General features: G+C 73.8%; 16 protein-coding genes. 5 read left to right on the forward strand and 11 right to left on the reverse strand.

The window, feature by feature from the left end; translation table 11 throughout:
• Window positions 1-2 precede the first annotated feature (2 nt).
• Window positions 3-1,172 (reverse strand): undecaprenyldiphospho-muramoylpentapeptide beta-N-acetylglucosaminyltransferase, encoded by a 1,170-nt coding sequence (gene murG / locus ABD841_RS23025; RefSeq protein WP_344975426.1) that lies wholly within the window; start codon window positions 1,170-1,172, stop codon window positions 3-5.
• Between the two features lie 194 nt (window positions 1,173-1,366).
• Here murG and ABD841_RS23030 point away from each other — a divergent pair, with 194 nt between their 5' ends.
• Together ABD841_RS23030 and ABD841_RS23035 are read left to right on the forward strand one after the other, a co-directional pair.
• Complete coding sequence (locus tag ABD841_RS23030; RefSeq protein ID WP_344975428.1) at window positions 1,367-2,593, forward strand: leucine-rich repeat domain-containing protein; 1,227 nt, start codon at window positions 1,367-1,369, stop codon at window positions 2,591-2,593.
• A 193-nt stretch (window positions 2,594-2,786) separates the two neighbouring features.
• Entirely contained in the window at window positions 2,787-4,145 is a 1,359-nt protein-coding gene (locus tag ABD841_RS23035; RefSeq protein WP_344975431.1) for a pyridoxal phosphate-dependent decarboxylase family protein, read from the forward strand.
• 19 nt (window positions 4,146-4,164) lie between these two features.
• Here ABD841_RS23035 and ABD841_RS23040 read toward each other — a convergent pair whose 3' ends face one another.
• From ABD841_RS23040 to ABD841_RS23055, 4 genes are all read right to left on the reverse strand, one after another.
• On the reverse strand, window positions 4,165-5,370 hold the full coding sequence (locus tag ABD841_RS23040; protein ID WP_344975433.1) for a metal-dependent hydrolase family protein: 1,206 nt from the start codon (window positions 5,368-5,370) through the stop codon (window positions 4,165-4,167).
• Between the two features lie 227 nt (window positions 5,371-5,597).
• Window positions 5,598-7,334 (reverse strand): choice-of-anchor P family protein, encoded by a 1,737-nt coding sequence (locus ABD841_RS23045; protein WP_344975436.1) that lies wholly within the window; start codon window positions 7,332-7,334, stop codon window positions 5,598-5,600.
• Window positions 7,335-7,802: 468 nt separating this feature from the next.
• Window positions 7,803-8,987 (reverse strand): MFS transporter, encoded by a 1,185-nt coding sequence (locus ABD841_RS23050; protein ID WP_344975439.1) that lies wholly within the window; start codon window positions 8,985-8,987, stop codon window positions 7,803-7,805.
• 134 nt (window positions 8,988-9,121) lie between these two features.
• Window positions 9,122-9,871, reverse strand: a complete 750-nt coding sequence (locus tag ABD841_RS23055; RefSeq protein WP_344975442.1) for a DUF2071 domain-containing protein — start codon at window positions 9,869-9,871, stop codon at window positions 9,122-9,124.
• A 281-nt stretch (window positions 9,872-10,152) separates the two neighbouring features.
• On the opposite strand from ABD841_RS23055, the gene ABD841_RS23060 reads away from it, so the two are divergent.
• Entirely contained in the window at window positions 10,153-11,454 is a 1,302-nt protein-coding gene (locus tag ABD841_RS23060; RefSeq protein ID WP_344975445.1) for a site-2 protease family protein, read from the forward strand.
• Here ABD841_RS23060 and ABD841_RS23065 read toward each other — a convergent pair.
• The 5 genes from ABD841_RS23065 to ABD841_RS23085 all read right to left on the reverse strand — a co-directional run bounded on the left by ABD841_RS23065 (window position 11,451) and on the right by ABD841_RS23085 (window position 15,816).
• Window positions 11,451-12,098, reverse strand: a complete 648-nt coding sequence (locus ABD841_RS23065) for a LysE family translocator (RefSeq protein WP_344975448.1) — start codon at window positions 12,096-12,098, stop codon at window positions 11,451-11,453. The genes ABD841_RS23060 and ABD841_RS23065 overlap by 4 nt on opposite strands.
• Before the next feature lie 342 nt (window positions 12,099-12,440).
• Complete coding sequence (locus tag ABD841_RS23070; RefSeq protein ID WP_344975450.1) at window positions 12,441-13,541, reverse strand: winged helix DNA-binding domain-containing protein; 1,101 nt, start codon at window positions 13,539-13,541, stop codon at window positions 12,441-12,443.
• A gap of 247 nt (window positions 13,542-13,788) precedes the next feature.
• A complete protein-coding gene (locus tag ABD841_RS23075; protein ID WP_344975453.1) occupies window positions 13,789-14,256 on the reverse strand; it encodes an EF-hand domain-containing protein in 468 nt (155 codons plus the stop codon).
• Window positions 14,257-14,341: 85 nt separating this feature from the next.
• Window positions 14,342-15,247, reverse strand: a complete 906-nt coding sequence (locus tag ABD841_RS23080) for a CPBP family glutamic-type intramembrane protease (RefSeq protein ID WP_344975456.1) — start codon at window positions 15,245-15,247, stop codon at window positions 14,342-14,344.
• A complete protein-coding gene (locus tag ABD841_RS23085; RefSeq protein WP_344975459.1) occupies window positions 15,244-15,816 on the reverse strand; it encodes a PadR family transcriptional regulator in 573 nt (190 codons plus the stop codon). The genes ABD841_RS23080 and ABD841_RS23085 overlap by 4 nt, the downstream gene beginning before the upstream one ends.
• A 313-nt stretch (window positions 15,817-16,129) precedes the next feature.
• Between ABD841_RS23085 and ABD841_RS23090 the strand changes: the two genes are divergently transcribed.
• Together ABD841_RS23090 and ABD841_RS23095 are read left to right on the forward strand one after the other, a co-directional pair.
• Complete coding sequence (locus ABD841_RS23090; RefSeq protein WP_344975462.1) at window positions 16,130-16,921, forward strand: SDR family NAD(P)-dependent oxidoreductase; 792 nt, start codon at window positions 16,130-16,132, stop codon at window positions 16,919-16,921.
• Between the two features lie 201 nt (window positions 16,922-17,122).
• Complete coding sequence (locus ABD841_RS23095; protein WP_344975465.1) at window positions 17,123-18,097, forward strand: tyrosine-type recombinase/integrase; 975 nt, start codon at window positions 17,123-17,125, stop codon at window positions 18,095-18,097.
• Between the two features lie 199 nt (window positions 18,098-18,296).
• On the opposite strand, the gene ABD841_RS23100 is transcribed toward ABD841_RS23095, so the two are convergent.
• A complete protein-coding gene (locus ABD841_RS23100) occupies window positions 18,297-18,941 on the reverse strand; it encodes a nitroreductase family protein (protein ID WP_344975468.1) in 645 nt (214 codons plus the stop codon).
• Between the last annotated feature and the right edge of the window lie 60 nt (window positions 18,942-19,001).

Below are 19,001 nucleotides of genomic sequence, written 5' to 3' on the forward strand. Positions count from 1 at the left end.
GATCAGCCGGCCTTGACGGCCTCGGCCTCCGCGAGGAGCACCCGGGCGAGGGCGTCGGCGGCGTCGACGCGGCCGAGGGACTGGGCGGCTCCGGCCATCGCGGCGCGGGCCGCCGGGTCCCGGAGCAGGGCGTCCAGCTCGGCCAGGAGCCGGTCGGCGGTGGGCCGGTCCTCCAGGAGCGCCCGCGCGGCGCCCGCCTCGGCCAGGTAGCGGGCGTTCTGGCGCTGCTCGTCGGCGGCGGAGGGCACCAGTGGGATGAGCACGGACGGCTTGCCCACGGCGGTCAGCTCGGCGACGGTGCCCGCGCCGCTCCGGGAGACCACGACGTCGGCGGCGGCGAACACGTCGGGCAGTTCCGCGCCGACGTACGCCACCGGGCGGTAGCGGTCGCGCAGTTCGGCGGGGAGCGCGGCGGCGGCCTGGGTGAACCGGTCGATCCAGGCGGGACCGCACTGGTGGACCACCTGCGCGCGGGTGAGCAGCGTGGGCAGGATCGCCTCGACCATGGTGTTGATCTGCCGGCTCCCCTGTGCGCCGCCGGTCACGTAGACAAGGGGCAGGTCGGCGGAGAGTCCGAAGTGCCGTCGCGCCGCGTCGACGTTGCCGCGCAGCAGGTGGGGGCGGATCGGGTTGCCGGTGACCACGGCCCGCTCCCGCGCCCCGGCGGGCAGGTGCTCGATCGAGGACGGGTGGGTCAGCGCGATCCTGCGGGCGAAGCGCGACAGGATGCGGTTGGCCAGGCCGAGCGCGGTGATCTGCTCGTGCATCACCAGCGGGCGGCCCAGCAGCCGGGAGGCGACGCCCAGCGGCACGCACACGTACCCGCCGGTGGACAGCACCACGTCGGGGCGGTAGCGGGCCGCGACGCCGAACGCCTGCAGCACCCCGACCGGGATGCGGAACATGTCGGCGACGTTGGCGGCCAGCTCGCGCGGGCTGGGTGAGCGCCGCAGCTTCCCTGCCTTGATCGCCCGGAACGGGATGCCGTTCTCCACCGCGACACGGGCCTCCAGGCCGCTCTCCGTGCCCACCCAGAGCACGTCGAAGTCGAACCCCCGGCCGATCGCGTAGTCCCGCAGGGCCATGACGGTGGTCAGCGCGGGATAGGTGTGGCCGCCGGTCCCGCCCCCGGTGACGAGTAACCGCAGGGTCCGGCGATCTCCGGCCTTCATGTGTGCATCATCCTTCCGACATCGCGTTCGTTCACATGTTCCGGCCGGACGGAAACGTTCCACGGCCTCGGGCACGGTACCCGAGGTCGGGGTGAAGATCCACTTTGGCCGCCCGTGCCGGGGTGCGACACGCCCACCGGGCGGCGCATCACCGGAACGGCCCACCGATTTGGTGTGATGAGTACGGTATCGACATGGATCTGACCGATGAGCATTTCGCCGCCGCCGCGGAGCGTCTGGAGGACGCGCTGGCGGCGCTTCGAGCCCGCGCCGGGGAGGGCGCGGTGGCGCTGGACTACTTCGGCGACATCGAGGAGGAGCTGCCCCGGATCAGGTCCTGGCTCCTGGACCCGGCGCGCGTGCGGGAGTGGCCGCGCCACGTCGCGCCGCCCGGCTACGGCCTGCTGTTCGCCCAGGCCGCGCTGGCGTCGTTCGCCGACGGGGCGGCCCCGTCCTTCCCCGCGGGCGCGGAACGCACCGACGTCGGCTGGGCGGTGCGCCGGGCCACGATCTGGTACGGCGACACGCGCGTGCCGGGATGGCTGGAACTGCGAGCACCGCTGATCGTGATCGGCTCGCTGACCGTGGAGGGGCTCCTGGACGACGGCGACGTCTTCGACGGCTACCTCGCGGTGGCCGGGAGCCTGCGGGCGCGGTCGGTCCACAGCGCGGCCGACCACCTGGTGCTCGGCACCCTCAGCGCGCAGGCCGTCTTCTGCTCCGGCAACGACGGGTCCCTCGTGGCGGGCGGGGACATCGTGACCGATCTGTTCGTCCCGGGCGAGCACGCGTACGCGCACCGGGGTGAACTGTGGGCCGGGGTCGTCGGCGCCGACGGCCGCGACGCCGTCGTGGCCGAACGGCTCGCACCGTGGCTGCCCGCCGGATACGTCCGCCTCGGCGACGAGAACGCGCCGATCGACAGGTGGCGCATCCTCGAGGAGATCGCCGCGGGGCGGTCGCCGGTGCTCGCCCAGCCCCGGCCGGTGACCTTCCCCTCGCCGGCGCCGCTGGTGGCCGCGCTGGAAGCGCCCGCCGGGGTGACGGAGCTGGACCTGTCACGCAGGCGCCTGCACCGGATCCCCGGGGAGGTGTCGTCCCTCACCGCGCTGGCGCGGCTGGACCTGGAGCACACGCCGCTGACCCGCCTGGACGGCATCGAGGGCCTCGGGGCCCTGGAACACCTGTCGATCAGGAACACCCCCGTGCGGTCGCTGGCCCCGCTGCAGTCCCTGAAGGAGCTGCGCCACCTCGACGTGTCCTACTGCGGGGACGTGCAGGACTGGCACGTGCTCCTCGACCTGCCCGCGCTCGTCACGCTCGTCGCCCACGGCTGCGTCCTGCCGTCGTACGTGCGCGCGCGGCTCCTGGACAGGCTCGGGGACGGGATGACCGGTCAGGGGCCGGGCAGGACCGGCTGAGCGGCCACCGGCGTGCCCCCGGGCCCGGCATGGCCCGGGGCGGGGCCGGGGCCGGGGACCGGACCCTCGCGGCCCGGGTCTAGCCTGAGACCGGAGTCCGGCCGGACCCGAACGGGAAGGCCGGGTCCCCGGGGAGACGCGGGTGGCGCTGCCCGGCGTGCAGTTCGGACTCGGACGATCCGTGGAAGGTGGCATGGACCTGCGGCACTGGGTGGGCGAGGCGGTCTCCTCGATCGAGCGCTGGAAGAAGGAGTCCGGCCCGTACGAGGTCCATCCCTCCCTGCGCGTCGACGACGACCGGATGGGCGAGGCGCTCGACCGCCTGGTCGGGCGGCTGCGCGACAACTACCCCTTCTTCCATCCCCGCTACGCCGGGCAGATGCTCAAGCCCCCGCACCCGGCCGCGATCGTCGGCTACGTCGCGGCAATGCAGATCAACCCGAACAACCACGCCCTGGACGGCGGCCCGGCCACCGCCGCCATGGAGAAGGAGGTCGTCGCCCGGCTGGCCGCCGTGTTCGGCTACCGCGAGCACCTCGGCCACCTGACCAGCAGCGGCACCATCGCCAACCTGGAGGCGCTGTTCGTCGCCCGGGAGAGCCACCCCGGCAGGGCCGTCGCCTACAGCGCGGAGAGCCACTACACGCACGCGCGCATGTGCGGGGTGCTCGGCGTGGAGGGGCGCCGGGTCCCGGTGGACGGCATCGGCCGGATGGACCTGGACGCCCTGGAGGACCTGCTCCGCACCGGCGAGATCGGCACGGTCGTGGCCACGACGGGCACCACCGGGCTCGGCGCCGTCGACCAGGTCCACGAGATCGTCGCGCTGGCCCGCCGGTACGGCGCGCGGGTCCACGTGGACGCCGCCTACGGCGGGTTCTTCGCGCTGCTGGCCGCCGAGGACAGCCCCGAGCCGATCGACCCGCTGCCCTGGCGGGGGATCGCCGAGGCCGACTCGGTCGTGGTCGACCCGCACAAGCACGGGCTCCAGCCCTACGGGTGCGGCGCGGTGCTCTTCCGCGACCCCTCGGTGGGCCGGTTCTACGTGCACGACTCGCCCTACACCTACTTCACCTCCGACGAGCTGCACCTGGGCGAGATCAGCCTGGAGTGCTCGCGGGCGGGCGCGGCCGCGGCGGCGCTCTGGCTGACCTTCGAGCTGCTGCCGCCCACCCCGCAGGGGCTCGGCCGGGTCCTCGCCGCGGGGCGCCGGGCCGCGGTCCGCTGGGCGGACATGATCGAGTCCTCCGAGGTGCTCGACCTCTACCAGCGGCCCGAGCTCGACATCGTGAGCTACTTCCCTGCCGCGGACACGCTGAGCGCGGTGGACGCGGCCTCCCGGCGGGTCATGCGCGAGGGCATGGACGCCCCCGCCGACCCGGTCTTCCTGAGCGTGCTCCGCGTCGGCGCGGCCGACCTGGCCCGGCGCGCACCCCACGTGACCGCCGACGTGGACGGCGGCCGGATCCTGCGCAGCGTGCTGATGAAGCCGGAGCAGGAGACCTACGTCGACGCCCTGCACGCCCGCGTCGAGGCCCTGGCCCGGGGGTGACCCCGGGCGTGGCGGGCGGCTAGACGGGCCTCCCGGCCTGGACGACCGTGCGACGCTCCGGGCCCGCCCACAGGACGGAGGGGTCGCCGAACGGGTCGCCGTCCAGGATCACCAGGTCGGCGACGGCGCCGGGCCGGATCCGGCCCAGGTCGGGGCGGCCGATGAGGTCGGCGTTGACGGAGGTCGCGGAACGCAGGGTCTCCAGGACGCCCGCGACCTCGACCTGGAGCCGGAGCCCGTTGAGCTGCTCGTCCTCCAGCACGCCCATGAGGTCGGTGCCGAACCCGATGCGGACGCCGGCCACCCGGGCGATCTCGACCGCTTCGCGGCCGGCCTTCAGCACCTCGCGGTTCTTCGCCCGGGAGACCGGGGCGAGCCCGAACTCGGCGCCCCGCCGCTCCATGGCGTCGTACGTGGCGAGGGTGGGCACGAGGAACGCGCCGCGCTCGGCCATGAGCCGGGCGGTCGGCGCGTCCAGCAGGTTGCCGTGCTCGATCGAGCGGACGCCGTTCTCCACCGAGTGGACGATCGCCTCCGGCGAGTAGGCGTGGGCGGCCACGTAGCTGCCGCGACGCACCGCCTCGTCCGTGACCGCGCGGACCTCCTCCGGCGAGTACTGCGGGACACGGATCGGGTCGGTGGGCGAGACGACCCCGCCGGAAGTCATGATCTTGATGGCGTGGGCGCCCCGCCGGAAGCGGTCGCGCACGGCCCGGCGGAGGTCGTCCACTCCGTCGACGACCTCCCCGATGTGGCCGCCGCACGCGCACAGATCCAGATCTCCCGGGCGGGCGTCGCCGTGCCCGCCGGTCTGGCTCAGCGCCGGCCCGGTGTACAGGTACCGCGGGGCGGGTGTCAGGCCCTCCGCGATGGCCTTGGCCAGGCCGGGATCTCCCCCCGCCACGTCCCGCACCGTGGTGAACCCGCGGCTCAGGGCGGCGGCGAGCCGGCGCCCCGCGGCCAGCGCGACGTAGCTGAGCGGGCTCGCCTCCAGTTCGAGCATGTCCAGGCTGGTGCCGTACGCGTGGAAGTGGGCGTCGATGAGCCCGGGGACGACCGTGCCGCCCCGGGCGTCGATCACCCGCTCCGCCGGAGGTGGGGTGCCGCCGACCTGGACGACGGTGCCCGCCTCGATGTGGACCGGGCCTTCGACGGGTTCCGCCGAGACGCCGTCGAACACGGCGGCGTTGACAACGGTCAGGCTTCCGGCGGGTGCCGTGGTCATCGTCTGCTGTCCCTTCCGTGCGGCGCCCCAGGGGCCCGCAGTCTCGTGATTCCGTCACCGGGCCGCTCATGCGGGCGATCCGGTGTCGCGCAGCCGCCGGGTGGCGTCCGCGTCGGCCTCGAAGGTAGAAGGTATACGGGCCGATCGCCGCACCGCGGTCGCGGGTGGCCCGCTCCGGCTCCCGCCGTCACGAACCCGTCGCGGACGCCGCGGGAGAACGCGGGACGTCAGACGGCGGGGCAGGGCCAGCCGGGCACGGTCAGCGAGGCCCTCGCGTGGCCGATGACGACGTCGGCACCGGCCAGCGTGCGGATGTGGACCGCGTTGACCGCGATGCCGGCGCCGCCGGCGGTCGGGATCCGCTCATTGATCACGACCGTGGCCACCAGCGGGATGTCTATCTTGAGGCCGATCTCGGGGTCGGCGATCGGGCGGCCGTTGACCCTGAGGTCCGTCAGCCTCACCGCTCCGGCGGTGGTCACGTTTCCGGAGGCGTCGTCCTCGGCCTTCGCCGTGGTGACGATCTCGTCCGCGGTCACCAGGCCGCCGAGCAGGCTGACGCGGGCCGTCCGGGCCGTGGCCGTGGCGGCGCGGAGGCCGTTCGCGTCGACGGTCCCCGAGGCCCCGGTGGTGACGACCCCCAGCGATCCCAGGGCCGGCAGCGTGGCGGCGGCGAGCGTGGCGTCGTCGCCGGCGGGACCCACGGTGCAGGTGACGTCGGACGGCGCGAGCGGTGAGACGGTGAGCAGCGGAGTGGTGAGGCGGCCGCCGTGGGCGTGGGCGTCGAAGGCCAGGACGGGTGGGACGAACGTCACGCCGGCGCACTCCGGCGGGTCGATCCCGGCGACGCCGCCAAGGTCGTCGGCGCAGACGGTGTAGGTGCCGGCCTTCGCCGCCGTCACCTTCACCGTGGCGGCGCAGGACGCCTTGCCCTTGGGAAGCGACCCGGTCACGGTGACGCGCCCGCCGTCCGGGGGCGCCGTCACCGTCGCGTCCGCGCAGTCGGTCACCGGGGCGGCGCCCGTGACGGTGAGGCCGGCGGGCAGGTTCTCGGTGAACGTCCACCCGTTCTTCGCCGCCAGCTCATCGGTGTTGGTGACGGTGAAGGTCAGTGTGGAGTCCCGGCCGACCTCGGCCGACGCGGGGTCGAACCCGACGTCGAGCCGGGGTGTGACGTCCAGGATCCGCACGTTGTCGAACGCGGCGTCGTTGCCGTACCCGCTGCCCTGGAGGTTGACCAGCCGGAGCCCGACCGTGGAGCCGTCGAACAGCACCGGGCTGTCGCTGGTGTAGGTGCCCACCGAGATCCCGTTCACGACCGTGCCGGAGTCGGCGCACGGCTCGATCGGGGTGCTGAAGGCGGGCACCGCCCTCGTCCCGTCGAGCAGGTGGAAGCCGAACCTGGCGTGGTTGGCATAGCAGTTGACCTCGGCGGCGTCGACCGAGAAGGTGAGGAACCTCTTGGCGGCGCCGACGCCGACGGGTGTGACGGTCTCCAGCTGGGTCCTGCCCGGGCCGGGGTCGGCGTGGCTGAACGCGGTGACGGCGTGGTTGGTCGCCGGGTCCCCGCCCGCCCACTTCCCCAGCGAGCCGGCCAGCTGCTTGACCGTGGGCCACCACCCGCCGCAGCCGGTGGCCGGCGGCACGGCCGCCGGGGCCTGCTGCGAGACGATCCAGCCGTTGCAGTCGGCCAGCCACGCCGGGTCGGCGGTGTAGGTCTGGCGGACGGGCGCCGCCCCGGTGTAGCCGGTGACGAGGACGGGCGTGGCGCCCTGGCCGTTCTCGAAGTCCTCGGCGAAGACGACCCGGGGAGCCCGCGGCGTCCCCGGCGAGGTGGTCTCCGCCGAGGCGGTGCCGCCCTGGGCGATCACGACCGGCGCGGTGGAGAGGGCGAGTGCGGCGACGCCGACCAGCGTGCGCCCGAGCACGCCGGGCGCGTGACCGCGCGCATGAGAATTCTTCACGCGCGAACTGATACCAGCGAATCCGGCGTGCCGCGGGCAGCGGGAAGGGCACGGGAACGCGCTCGTCATCGCCCCTTCCGCGTTCCGCCGCGCCAGGTGACCGGGGAGGCGATGGATAACCACCGGATTATTCGCATCTCCCCGGAGGGAAAGATCCGCTTTTCCGGAGCTGTCAACGGTGGTGCCGTCTAATCGGTTTTCCCATTCGGCGGGTGATTCCCCGCCGGGCCGGACGGGAGCACGGCCGGGCGTGTCGGCCGCCTGGTATTTCCGGAGAACGGAAGGTCACCCGTCCCCCGTCGCGTTTCATGCCCGGCGCACGATCCCGGCCCCCGTCCGCCTTTCCGGAGGAGTGCCCCCGCCGGCTCTCCCTGGCGGTCGGCGAGAGAAGCCGGACGGCACAGCCCCGGTCGCCCGTCCCGACGCCCGGCGGATCGGCTTCAGCCCGGTCCCCGCCTCACGGAGCGGTCAGACCGGCTGCATCTCGGGCCGGTCGGCGGTGGCCGTCACCGTACGGCGGTCGAGCAGCCCGGACAGGACCGCCAGGGCGAGGGCCGCGGCGGCGAGCAGCGCGCCCACCCAGTTGGGCGCGGTGTAGCCGAGACCGGCGGTGATGACCAGGCCGCCGAGCCAGGCGGCCAGGGCGTTGCCGAGGTTGAACGCCCCGATGTTGACGGCGGAGGCCAGCGTCGGAGCCGCCGCCGCGTTGTCGAGGACCCGCTTCTGCAGGGGCGGGACGGTCGCGAAGCCGAACGCGCCGAGCAGGAACACCGTGACCGCCGCGGGGATCTGGGCGCGGGAGGTGAGGGTGAAGACGGCGAGCACGAGCGCGAGACCGGCCAGGAGGGCGTAGAGACTGGGCATCAGGGCGCGGTCGGCGAAGCGCCCGCCGAGCAGGTTGCCGATCACGAGCCCGACGCCGAAGAGCACCAGAAGCCAGCTGACCGCCCCTTCGGAGAATCCCGCGACCTGGGTCATCATCGGGGCGATGTAGGTGAACGAGGCGAAGACACCGCCGAAGCCGAGCACGGTCATCGCGATGGCGAGCCACACCTGCGGGTTGCGGAACACGGCCAGTTCCGCTCCGACGTCGGTGCCCGCGGGACGGGGCTGGAGGGGGACGAGCGCGGCGATGCCGACGAGGCCGGCCACGCCGAGGCCCGCCACGACCCAGAAGGTGGCGCGCCAGCCGAGGGCCTGGCCGATGAAGGTGCCCATCGGCACGCCGAGCACGTTGGCGAGGGTGAGGCCGGTGAACATCAGCGCGATGGCGCCGGCCCGCCGGTCGGGGGCGACCAGGTCGCCGGCCAGGACCGAGCCGACGCCGAAGAACGCTCCGTGGGTGAAGGAGGTCACGATGCGGCCGGTCATCATCAACCCGTAGGTGGGCGCCAGCGCGGACAGCACGTTGCCCAGGATGAAGATCACCATGAGCAGGAGGAGCAGGTGCTTGCGCCGCATGCGCGTGCCGAGGATGGTCATCGGGGCCGCGCCCGCCGTGACACCGAGCGCGTACCCGGAGATGAGGTAGCCGGCGGCGGGGATGGACACGCCGAAGTCGCGGGCAACCTCGGGCAGCAGGCCCGCGATCACGAACTCCGTGGTGCCGATGCCGAACGCGCCGATGGCCAGCGCGAGCAGGGCGAGAGGCATGAACCCTCCAGTGACATGCGACAAGTACAGGCGTCGACAATAATTGCAGACGCCTGTTAATTGCAAACGCATGTATTTGCGCGGCGAGGCGGGGCCAGGTGTGAGACGGGCGGGCGGCGGACGCTTCCGGGGCCTCAGCGGCGGCGTACGAGGCGCAGCGGCGGGGTGTGGATGTCGAAGTGCAGCCGCCGCTGCGCCAGGATCGAGTGCGGCACCGACTCCGGCGTGGTCAGGCCGAGCTGCTCGAAGACCCGGAACCGCGCCGACACGGCGGCCAGATGGCGGGGCCGCATCGGCGGGTGCCAGATGCTGTAGGTGCCCACGTGCCCGTCGCGGCGGCGGTACCAGCCGAGGGTGGGATGGGTGAGCAGGGGCATCCACTCGTGCTCGCCGTCGAAACCGTCGAGCCGGGCGGGCGGCGCGTCGAGCCCGACGGCCTCACAGTGGGCGTTGTCCGCGGTGAGGCGCCAGCGCACGGGGGCGGCGTCCCAGTCGGCGGCGACGTCGATGTGCGCGCGGTCCCAGGGCATGCCCCACAGCCACTTGGGCACCGCGACGAGCGGGTGGTCGAGGCCGGTGCCGAAGAACCAGACCCCCGGGCGTCCGTCCGCCGTGACGTACGCCCGGTAGTTGATCTGGCCGCAGTTCATCGCCGCCGGCGGGAAGAAGCGGAAGTGGAAGTCCCGGTCACGGAAGGCGACCGCGGAGACGAGCGCCGCGGAGACACCGTCGGCGTAGGTGATCTCAAGCGGGGCGAACCCCTCGGGCAGGAGCCGGGCGACGGCCTCGGTGGGCACCCGGTAACTGACGATCGCGAAGTCGTCCAACTCCGTCTCCGCGTGGTGCCAGCGCAGGGGCGGCCTGGGGGTCCCGGTGAAGGTCATGGCAGGAGAGGATAGAGCGGAAGGCCGGCGGGCTACGACGGGGCACCGGACCAGGGGGACAGGGCCCGGTGGAGGCCGTGGTGCGCGGGCCGTCCGGTCTCCGGGGCCGGGGACGTCCGGTCTCCGGGGCCGGGGACGTCCGGGCAGCGGGGCCGGGGACGTCCGGTCTCCGGGGCCGGGGACGTCCGGGCAGCGGGTGCCGCACCGGACCGGGCGAACCCCATGTGACCAGCGCCGATGGGCGGGTAGACGGACTGGTACATCGGATTCAGGGGGGCAAGATGCGCTCGTCGCTCCGTCTCGGCCGCATCGACGGAATCCCGGTCGGGCTCAACGTCAGTGTGCTGTTCATCGTCGTGATCCTGGTGTTCGGGCTGGCCTTCGGGCGCTTCCCCGTCGCCTTCCCCGGCCTGTCACTCCCGGTCTACCTGCTGGCCGGCCTGGTCTCGGCCGTGCTCTTCCTGGCCTCGTTGCTCGCTCACGAACTCGCGCACGCGGTGGTGGCCAGGCGTCACGGCATCGAGGTGTCGGGGATCACGCTCTGGCTGCTCGGTGGGGTGGCGGAACTGCGCGGCGAGCCGCGTTCGCCGGGAGCCGACCTGAAGATCGCCGCCGTGGGCCCGGCGACGAGCCTCGCCGCCGGGGTGGTGTTCGGGCTCGCGGCGTGGCTGGTCTCCGGCATCGGGGGCGCCCCGCTCCTCGCCGGGATGTTCGCCTACCTGGCGGGGGTCAACGTGCTCCTGGCCGTCTTCAACCTGGTTCCGGCGGCGCCCCTGGACGGGGGGCGGGTGCTGCGCGCCGTACTGTGGGCGCGGCGGGGCGACCGGGTCGGGGCCGCCGTCACCGCCGCCCGGGCCGGCCGCACCTTCGGCTACACGCTCATCGCGCTGGGTTTCCTCCAGGTCGTCGCCGGCCTCGGCTTCCAGGGGCTCTGGCTGGCCATGATCGGCGTGTTCCTCGTCAACGCCGCCGGCGCGGAGGAGCAGCAGGCGCAGGTCGGTGCCGCCCTGCACGGCATCCGGGTGGCGGACGTGATGTCGGCCCCGCTCATCGTCGCCCACCCCGACGAGACGGTGACCGGCCTCGTCGACCGGATCGTGATGCGGCACCGGCTGTCGACCTACCCGCTGGTGGACGAGCGCGGCGGTTTCCTGGGCCTGGTGACGCTCAACCACCTCCGCGAGGTGGCTCCCGGCGAGCGCGCGACGACCCGGCTGCGAGACATCGCCTGCCCCGCGGAGGACGTGCCGACGGCGCGGCCCGAGGAAGCCCTCACCGAGGTGTTGCTGCGGATGGGCGGCTGCGCCGACGGGCGGGTCGCGGTGCTCGGTCCCGGCGGGCACCTGATCGGGCTGCTCACCCCCGGCGACATCAGCCGGACGCTCCGGACCGTCGACCTGCGCGCCGGTGGCCCCTACCTCGCACCGCGCGGCGCCGACCTCACCGCGCCGTACCCCGGCGGCCCCGGAACACCCGCAGGCCGCGGCCGGCCTGAAACGGTGACGCCGCCGTCGCCCCCGGACCGGGCGACGCCGCCACCGGCCGGGTTCCGGCACGATCGCGGAACGTCACCGGATCGCTAGGCCGCGGCCACGGCGCGGGAGCGGTCGGTCGCGAGACCCAGCGCGAGCCCGGCGAGGACGGTGCCCATCAGGTAGCGCTGCACCCGCGTCCAGGCGGGCCGCCGGCCGAGGAACGCCGCGACCGAGCCGGCGGTGAGCACGATGAGGCCGTTGACCGACAGGGCGATGACGATCTGGGTGACTCCCAGCAGGAGACTCTGGGTACCGACGTCACCGCGCGCCGGATCGACGAACTGGGGCAGCAGCGACACGTACAGGATTGCGATCTTGGGGTTGAGCAGGTTGGTGACCAGACCCATGGCGAACAGCCGGCGCGGCGGGTCCACGGGAAGCGCCCCGGGGGCGAAGACCGGCTCACCGCCGGACCGCAACATCCGGTAGGCCAGCCAGAGCAGGTACGCGGCGCCCGCGAGCTTGAGCGCGGTGTAGGCCGCGGGCACCACCGAGAAGACCGCGGCGATCCCGGCGACCGCCGCCAGCAGGTAGACCAGGAAACCCGCGGCGACGCCCGCCAGCGAGATCAGGCCGGCCCGGCGCCCCTGCGTCACCGACCGCGACACCAGATAGATCATGTTGGGGCCGGGGCTGAGGACCATCCCCAGGGCGACCGCGGCGATGCCCACGAGGGCGCTGGCAGAGACCATGGGCCCATCATCGCCCCCTCCCCCGGCCGGAGAAATGGCCAATTTCAAGAATTGGCCCGGAACACACCGGACTCCCCGTGCCACACTCCGGTCACCGGCGAACCCGGCACGGAGATCGCCCGGCTCCCGCAGACCGGCCCGCACCTCGATGACCTTTCAGCGGCCGCGCGGCACCGTACCCGGCCGCCCGCCGGGTTCCCGCCCGAGCCACCCGAGGACCCCGGGCGAGTGTGGGCCGGCCGGGGCGGCTCGGGTGACGGCCACTCCGGCCCGTGCGGGCGACGCGCGGCGGCGGGGCCGAGACGGCCCGTGCGGGCGGGTGAGGGGGACGCGGGCGGCGGGTCAGGCCTCGTGGAAGCGGATGTCGCGGTCCACGGCCCGTGGGACGACGAAGTCGAGTGTGCGCTCCCCCTCGCGCTCCAGCTCCGCCCGCTCCCCCGCGCTCACCGGCGCGAACAGCTCGACGTCCAGGACCGCCTCGCCGCGCTTCCGCGTCACCTTCCACACGCCGCGCACGAAGCCGTCCACCAGCACCGTCGCCCTGATGATGCCGTTGACCGTGAAGACGCGGGACCGGTGTTCGTCCGCCATGACGCGGGTCCTGGTCCGCTCGGCGAACGACAGCAACATGTTGTCGTACTCCGACAGATAGCGCGCCGGGGCGGGGGTGGCGGGGTCGGGCCGGGAGGCCTCGGGCAGGTCGAACAGCTCGGCGCCGTCCTCGGTGGCGAAAGCCCGCAGGTCCATCCCCCGCACGACCTCTCCCAGCCGGGTCAGGCCCGACCACTGCTGGACATCCATCACGGTCGCCGGACCGTACGCGGCCAGGTAGCGGCGGATCATGTCCTCCGCGCGGGAGCGCTCGTCCTGCGGACGGCCCAGCCACGCCTCGGCGGTGGTGTGGGCGGGCTGCCCGCCCACCCCCCAGACGCCCCTGGGCGGAACCTGTACCAGCGCCAGCGTGTTGCGCACGCCGGCGACCAGATCCGCCGCGTCGTGCTCCGGCCACCGCTCCCGCAGCAGTCCGCCGAGCTCGCGGAAGGTCAGCGGGCGTTCCTCCACCAGCGCGCGCCCGGCCTCGGCGAGCTCGCCGAGGTCCACCCCGGCCAGCCCCTTCCCGCGCGAGCTCCGCAGGAGCCGGACCAGCACGGGCCCCAGCAACGGGCGCACGGCCAGGGCGTCCTCGGCGGTGACCAGGTGGATCGTGGAGCGCATGAGCGCCAGGCGGACGACGCTGCGCTCGGTGAGCAGCCGGGTGAGCTCGTCATGGGTGAAACCGGCCAGGCGGGTCCAGAGCCCGACGTAGGGCGGGTTGGGCGCCTGGGCCTGCATGCCGTACAGGCGCCGGACGGCCTCCAGCGCGGGCAGCTCCGTCCGGGACAGCAGGAGTTGCCGGTCCAGGGTGGCGCGGTTAAGCGCGCGCCGGCTGAGCACCTCGGGCATGCGTGTCCTCTCCTGAGGCCGGGTCCGGACTCCGGCAGGCTACCAGAACGGAATGATTTATTCCGATAGTCTGCGTGCCCGGCACCAGGCCGGCGGGCTTCGGGTCGCCGGCACCGCCCGCGGCCCGGTCGCCGTCCTGGCACGACCGCCGACCGGCCGCCGGCCCGGGGCGGACCCCCGTCCGCGGCTCCGGCCGGCGCTCCCGGAACCCCAGAGGGTTTCCGGGAGCGCCGAACCACGTCAGGGGTCAGCTCACCACCTGTCCCGCCCACACATGAGGCACATCCTTGAGGTCGTACTCCCTGCCCGCGGCCAGGGCGCGATCGGCGTAGCCGTCCTCGTCGGCGTCGGCCGGGGCGAAAGCGGAATCGGCGTCGCCGTCGCCGTCGTGGTCGTAACCGGCGCGGGCCAGGGCGAGATCGACGTCGCCGTCGCCGTCGTGGTCGTAACCGGCGCGGGCCAGGGCGCGATCGGCGTAGCCGTCCTCGTCGGCGTCGGCCGGGGCGAAAGCGGAATCGGCGTCGCCGTCGCCGTCGCGGTCGTAACCGGTGCCGGCCAGGGCGTAATCGACGCGACCGTCTCCATCGGTGTCGGCCGCGGCCAGGGTGCCTCGGCCGACGGCGTCGAAACCGGCCTGCGTCTGGACGGCCCCGACGGCCAGGGCCGCCGCCAGGGCGAGCCCCACCGCCGACCGTGTGATCGTCTTGGTATGCATGACCCGTACTGTGCACGCGGCCACTTGTGTATCACTTGGAATCGGCCTGGTTCCCGCGCCGGGCGGCAGGCTGCGGACGCGGCGGTCAGCTCCGGGTCCGGCGGCGGAAGAGGTACAGCCCCACCCCGCCGAAGAGGAGCATCGAGGCGACCGAGCCCGGAGTGACGCCGAACAGCGCGTCGGCGTGTCCCTCGAAGCGCACGTGCCCGTTGACCAGGAGCGGGGTCGCCAGCGCGCCGCTGACCGTGTGAAGCACCACGCCCGGCCAGATCGAGCCGGTCAGCACGCGCATCTCGCCGTAGAGGACGGCCAGCGCCACGGTGCCGGCCAGGAAGACCGGGAGGAACCACAGCCAGGGCAGCGCCGTCATGCTGCGGAAGTCGGCCGGGGACATCCAGACCGTGTACAGCGGGATGTGCCACAACCCCCAGACCACGCCGACGAGCACGTGCGGTGCGATGCCCGGCAGGCCGAGCGCCATGGCGGTACGCGTGCCGTACCCGCGGAAGACGAACTCCTCCAGCAGGTTCTTGACCACCAGGAACCCGAGGGCGGCGGTGAAGGCCGCGGGGAGGGCCGGTCTGCCGGCCGGCGGGGTCGTGGAGAACGTCGCGGCGCCCCCGGCCACCGCCGCCGCGACGCAGAGGGCGGCCGCGGCGGGGAAGAGCACCACCGCGAACGTGAACCAGCGGGCGCGGTGCGGGAACCGTAACGTCAGCCCCAGGGGCCCCGCGCCGTCCCGGCTGAGGAAGTGGAGAGCGAGCGCGGTCAGCGCGGGGACGAGGATCCACAACCCCTGGCCGGGTGTGCTGCCGCTCGTGGAGACCACGCTCCCGGCACCGGTGATCTGCCCGGTGGCCCGGTCCAGGGCGACGAAGAGCCAGCCGCCGCCGACGGTGACGACGGCGAAGACGGCGAAGTTGATGCGGGCGCGGAGGCGGGAGGGCGACCGGCGCTCCCCGGCGGGCGGCACCGGCGTCGTCAGGGTCATTGCGGCTCTCCGTTCGTGAGAGTGTCGCCGGGTTCCTCGGGGGCGCCGGGTTCCTCGGGGGCGCCGTCGAGCAGGGCGAGCGCCTCGGCGGCCCAGGCGATGACGGCTTCGGCGCCGTGCCTGCCTGCGGAGACGGTCATCATGGTGTAGGGCAGATCCGGCGAGCCCCGGTCCTGGACGGCGACCGCGCGGGCCAGCGTGTCGTACTCGGCGAGGCGCCGCTCGGCGTCCGCCTTCGCCTCCCGGATCAGCTCCCGGCACTTCTCCGCCCCCAGGTTGCGGCCGAAGAACAGGCGGAGCAGAAGCCCGTTGCGCGGCGGCACGGCTTTGATCGGTTCACTCAGCAGCTCGCGGAGGCGCGCGGCACCGGAGTCGGTGATCACGAAGATCGACGAGCCCGGCCGTGATCCTTCACGGCGTCGCACGTGCCCCCGCTGTTCGAGGGTGCCGAGCGTCGGGTAGATCTGGCCGAAGCTCTCGCTCCAGAAGTGCCCGAGCACGTCCCGGATCGCCTCCCGCAGCGCGTACGCCGTCATCGGCTGCATGCTCAGGGCCCCGAGGACCGCCATTTCCGTCTGACCTTGCCGCGCCATCAGCGACCTCCATATCTGTTAGATATTTCTAACAGATAGATAATCCTCCGACAATCCCGGCAACCCCGCGGAACCCCCACGCCCGGCCCTCTGCCGGAGACCCGGGGCGGGGCGGCGCCGACGCGTCCGAACCGGCGGGTGCCACCGGGTGACGGCCGGTCGCGGGGACGGCAGGCGACCGGCCGGTGCCATGCAGGTGCCCGAGCCGGACGCCCGGGGCCTGTCTCATAATTGGTGCTGTCCCCCCGCCCGCACGGCACCACGGAGGGACCACGCCCTGGGAGGCATCATGGAACTCGGGCTGAGAGACAAGGTCGCCGTCATCACCGGCGGCAGCGCGGGCATCGGCCTCGCCGTGGCGCGGGGCCTGGCCGCCGAGGGCGTGCACCTCGTCCTCGCGGCACGCGCCGCCGACCGCCTCGAGCAGGAGTCCCGCGGCATCAGGGAGACCTACGGCGTGCGGGTCCTCCCCGTCGCGTGCGACGTGTCGACGGCGGAGGGCACGGCGAGGCTGACCTCGGCGGCCGAGGAGGCCTTCGCCGGCACGGACATCCTCGTCAACAACGCCGGCGCCGGGTCGAACGAGACCATCCTCGACGCGCCCGACGAGAGATGGCAGGCCTACTGGGACCTGCACGTCATGGCGGCCGTGCGGCTGGCCCGCGGCCTCGTCCCCGGCATGCGGCGGCGCGGCGGCGGAGTCATCCTCCACAACGCGTCGATCTGCGCCGTGCAGCCGCTGTGGTACGAGCCGATCTACAACGTGACCAAGGCCGCGCTCATGATGTTCTCCAAGACGCTGTCCGCCGAGGTCGTCGGCCACAACATCCGCGTCAACTGCGTCAATCCCGGCCTGGTCCTCACCCCCGACTGGGTGAGGACCGCGAAGGAGCTCACCGCGGACAGCGGCGGAGACTGGCAGGGGTACCTCGACGGCGTCGCCCGGGAGCACGCGCCCATCGAACGCTTCGCCACACCGGAGGAGGTCGCGGACCTCTTCGTCTTCCTGTGCTCCGACCGGGCCGGCTACTCCGTGGGCTCCACCTACTTCGTCGACGGCGGGATGCTCAAGACGGTCTGACCCCGCGGCCGGCGTCGCCGTCACTCCCGGGGCACGTCACCCCCGGAGGCGCGGGTGGTACCGCGGCCGGCGTCGCCGGCCCGTCCGTCACGAGGCGGGTCCTCCCGGTCCCCGGCGCGGGGTCCGGGGCTCGGGCGACGGATCACACCGACACGGCGCCTTTACTATGTAGATTACCGGCGGACCGGTAAGGTCGGCACGGTGAGCGTGCCAGCCGTATCCCCCGCGCCCGGCCCCGCCGTCGAGCCCGCGCGCGATCCCTACCGGGTGTACCTCGACTCGCTGACCAGCGCGGAATCCCGCCGCACCATGCAGGGCTGCCTCGACCGGCTGGCGGCCCTGATCTCCGGGGACGAGGCGTCCTCCGGCGCAGGCCAGCCCTGGCACCTGCTCCGGTACGAGCACACCGTGCGCATCCGCGCCCTGATGACCGAGCGCGGCTGGTCGCCCTCCCACATCAACAAGCACCTGGTCGCGCTGCGCCGGGTGCTGCGCGAGGCCTGGCGGCTCGGGCAGATGACCGCCGAGGAGTACCAGCGCGCCGCCGACCTGCCGACGATCGAGCACACCCGCCTGCCCGCGGGCCAGCACGTCCCGGCCGAGGTCGTGGGGGCGGCGCTGGCCGCGTGCGACCACGACGACTCCCCCGCGGGGGCGCGCGACGCCGCCCTGCTGGCGACGCTCTACTCCACCGGCTGCCGCCGCGCCGAGATCGCCGCGCTGACCCTCGCCGACTACGACCCCGGTTCGCGCTCGCTGCGGGTGCGGGGCAAGCGCGACAAGGAGCGGCTGGTCTACCTGACCACCGAGGCCGTCGGCAGGATGGAACGCTGGCTGGCCGTGCGGGGCCGGCCCGCCGGGGCGCTGTTCTGCCCCATCAGCAGGTTCGGGCGGCTGCGGGTCAGGAACGGCGGGCCCGCGCCGATGACGGGCCAGGCGGTCGCCGACATCCTGGCCAGGCGGCTGGCCGAGGCGGGGGCCATGCCGCGCACCCCGCACGACTTCCGGCGCACCTTCATCGGCGAGCTGCTCGACGCCGGGGTGGACCTGGCCACCGCCCAGGCCCTGGTCGGCCACTCCTCCCCCGCCACCACGGCCCGCTACGACCGCCGCCCCGAACGGCGCCGCCGCGAGGCCGTCGACCGGATCACCCTGCCCGCGCCCCGGCCTCTCTGAGCCCGGCCGCCCGGTGCCCACGCCGCGATCGGCTCCCGGTTCGGACCGCCCGGCACCCGCGTGCCGCTCCGGGGAGACCGCGGGTCACCGGAGCACACGCTCGTTCGTGACCCGGATGTCCGCCCGCGTCCTCGGCGGCGGTTCGGCCGGTCGCTCCCGCGTCACCCCGATGGAACCTTCATCGAACCGGTCCTGGGGGTCACCACCGGTCGAGGTGCAGGACGGTGTCCAGGGGCTCGCGCGCGGCGGGCTTGAACGTCTCCCCGGTGTAGTAGGCGGTCGGGATCAGCGCGCCCTGGTGCACGCCCTCGGGGATGCCCAGGATCTGCGCCACCTCGGCCTCCCGGCCCAGGTGCAGCGACGTCCACGCCGTCCCGAGTCCGCGGGCGCGGGCGGCCAGGCAGTAGCTCCATGCCGCCGGCAGCAGTGAACCCCACAGGCCGGCCTGGTTCACCGCCTGGAACGACTCGTCGGTGCGGATGCAGGGGATCACGAGCACGGGCACGTCGCCCAGGTGGTCGCCCAGCCACAGGACGCTGTCACCGACCCGGTGCTGCACCGGGGCGCGGTCGGGCCGGTCGGTGAACAGCCGGCCGGCGAAGCCTCGCGACTCGGCGTACCGGACGACCTGCCGGCGGTAGATCTCCCCGACGGCGGCGCGCTTCGCCGCATCGGTGACCACCACCCAGTGCCACGCCTGTCTGTTGGAGCCCGACGGCGCCTGCAGCGCGATCTCCAGGCACTCGCGGATCAGCTCGATCGGTACCGGACGGGTGAGGTCGAGGCGTTTACGGACGGCGCGGGTGGTGGTGAGCAGTTCGTCGGGTGTCAGCGGCAGCGTCATGGGCCCGATTCTGCCAGCCGTGGCCCGGTGAACCGGCATCGGCGGATCAGCAGGCGGGAG

This window comes from Streptosporangium fragile, assembly GCF_039534445.1.
Taxonomy (GTDB): domain Bacteria; phylum Actinomycetota; class Actinomycetes; order Streptosporangiales; family Streptosporangiaceae; genus Streptosporangium; species Streptosporangium fragile.

What these genes read in the sequence shown, in the direction of transcription:
- murG (WP_344975426.1), bottom strand. Translation starts at nt 1,172, where the DNA reads ATGAAGGCCGGAGATCGCCGGACCCTGCGGTTACTCGTCACCGGGGGC.
- ABD841_RS23030 (WP_344975428.1), top strand. Translation starts at nt 1,367, where the DNA reads ATGGATCTGACCGATGAGCATTTCGCCGCCGCCGCGGAGCGTCTGGAG.
- ABD841_RS23035 (WP_344975431.1), top strand. Translation starts at nt 2,787, where the DNA reads ATGGACCTGCGGCACTGGGTGGGCGAGGCGGTCTCCTCGATCGAGCGC.
- ABD841_RS23040 (WP_344975433.1), bottom strand. Translation starts at nt 5,370, where the DNA reads ATGACCACGGCACCCGCCGGAAGCCTGACCGTTGTCAACGCCGCCGTG.
- ABD841_RS23050 (WP_344975439.1), bottom strand. Translation starts at nt 8,987, where the DNA reads ATGCCTCTCGCCCTGCTCGCGCTGGCCATCGGCGCGTTCGGCATCGGC.
- ABD841_RS23055 (WP_344975442.1), bottom strand. Translation starts at nt 9,871, where the DNA reads ATGACCTTCACCGGGACCCCCAGGCCGCCCCTGCGCTGGCACCACGCG.
- ABD841_RS23060 (WP_344975445.1), top strand. Translation starts at nt 10,153, where the DNA reads ATGCGCTCGTCGCTCCGTCTCGGCCGCATCGACGGAATCCCGGTCGGG.
- ABD841_RS23065 (WP_344975448.1), bottom strand. Translation starts at nt 12,098, where the DNA reads ATGGTCTCTGCCAGCGCCCTCGTGGGCATCGCCGCGGTCGCCCTGGGG.
- ABD841_RS23070 (WP_344975450.1), bottom strand. Translation starts at nt 13,541, where the DNA reads ATGCCCGAGGTGCTCAGCCGGCGCGCGCTTAACCGCGCCACCCTGGAC.
- ABD841_RS23075 (WP_344975453.1), bottom strand. Translation starts at nt 14,256, where the DNA reads ATGCATACCAAGACGATCACACGGTCGGCGGTGGGGCTCGCCCTGGCG.
- ABD841_RS23080 (WP_344975456.1), bottom strand. Translation starts at nt 15,247, where the DNA reads ATGACCCTGACGACGCCGGTGCCGCCCGCCGGGGAGCGCCGGTCGCCC.
- ABD841_RS23085 (WP_344975459.1), bottom strand. Translation starts at nt 15,816, where the DNA reads ATGGCGGTCCTCGGGGCCCTGAGCATGCAGCCGATGACGGCGTACGCG.
- ABD841_RS23090 (WP_344975462.1), top strand. Translation starts at nt 16,130, where the DNA reads ATGGAACTCGGGCTGAGAGACAAGGTCGCCGTCATCACCGGCGGCAGC.
- ABD841_RS23100 (WP_344975468.1), bottom strand. Translation starts at nt 18,941, where the DNA reads ATGACGCTGCCGCTGACACCCGACGAACTGCTCACCACCACCCGCGCC.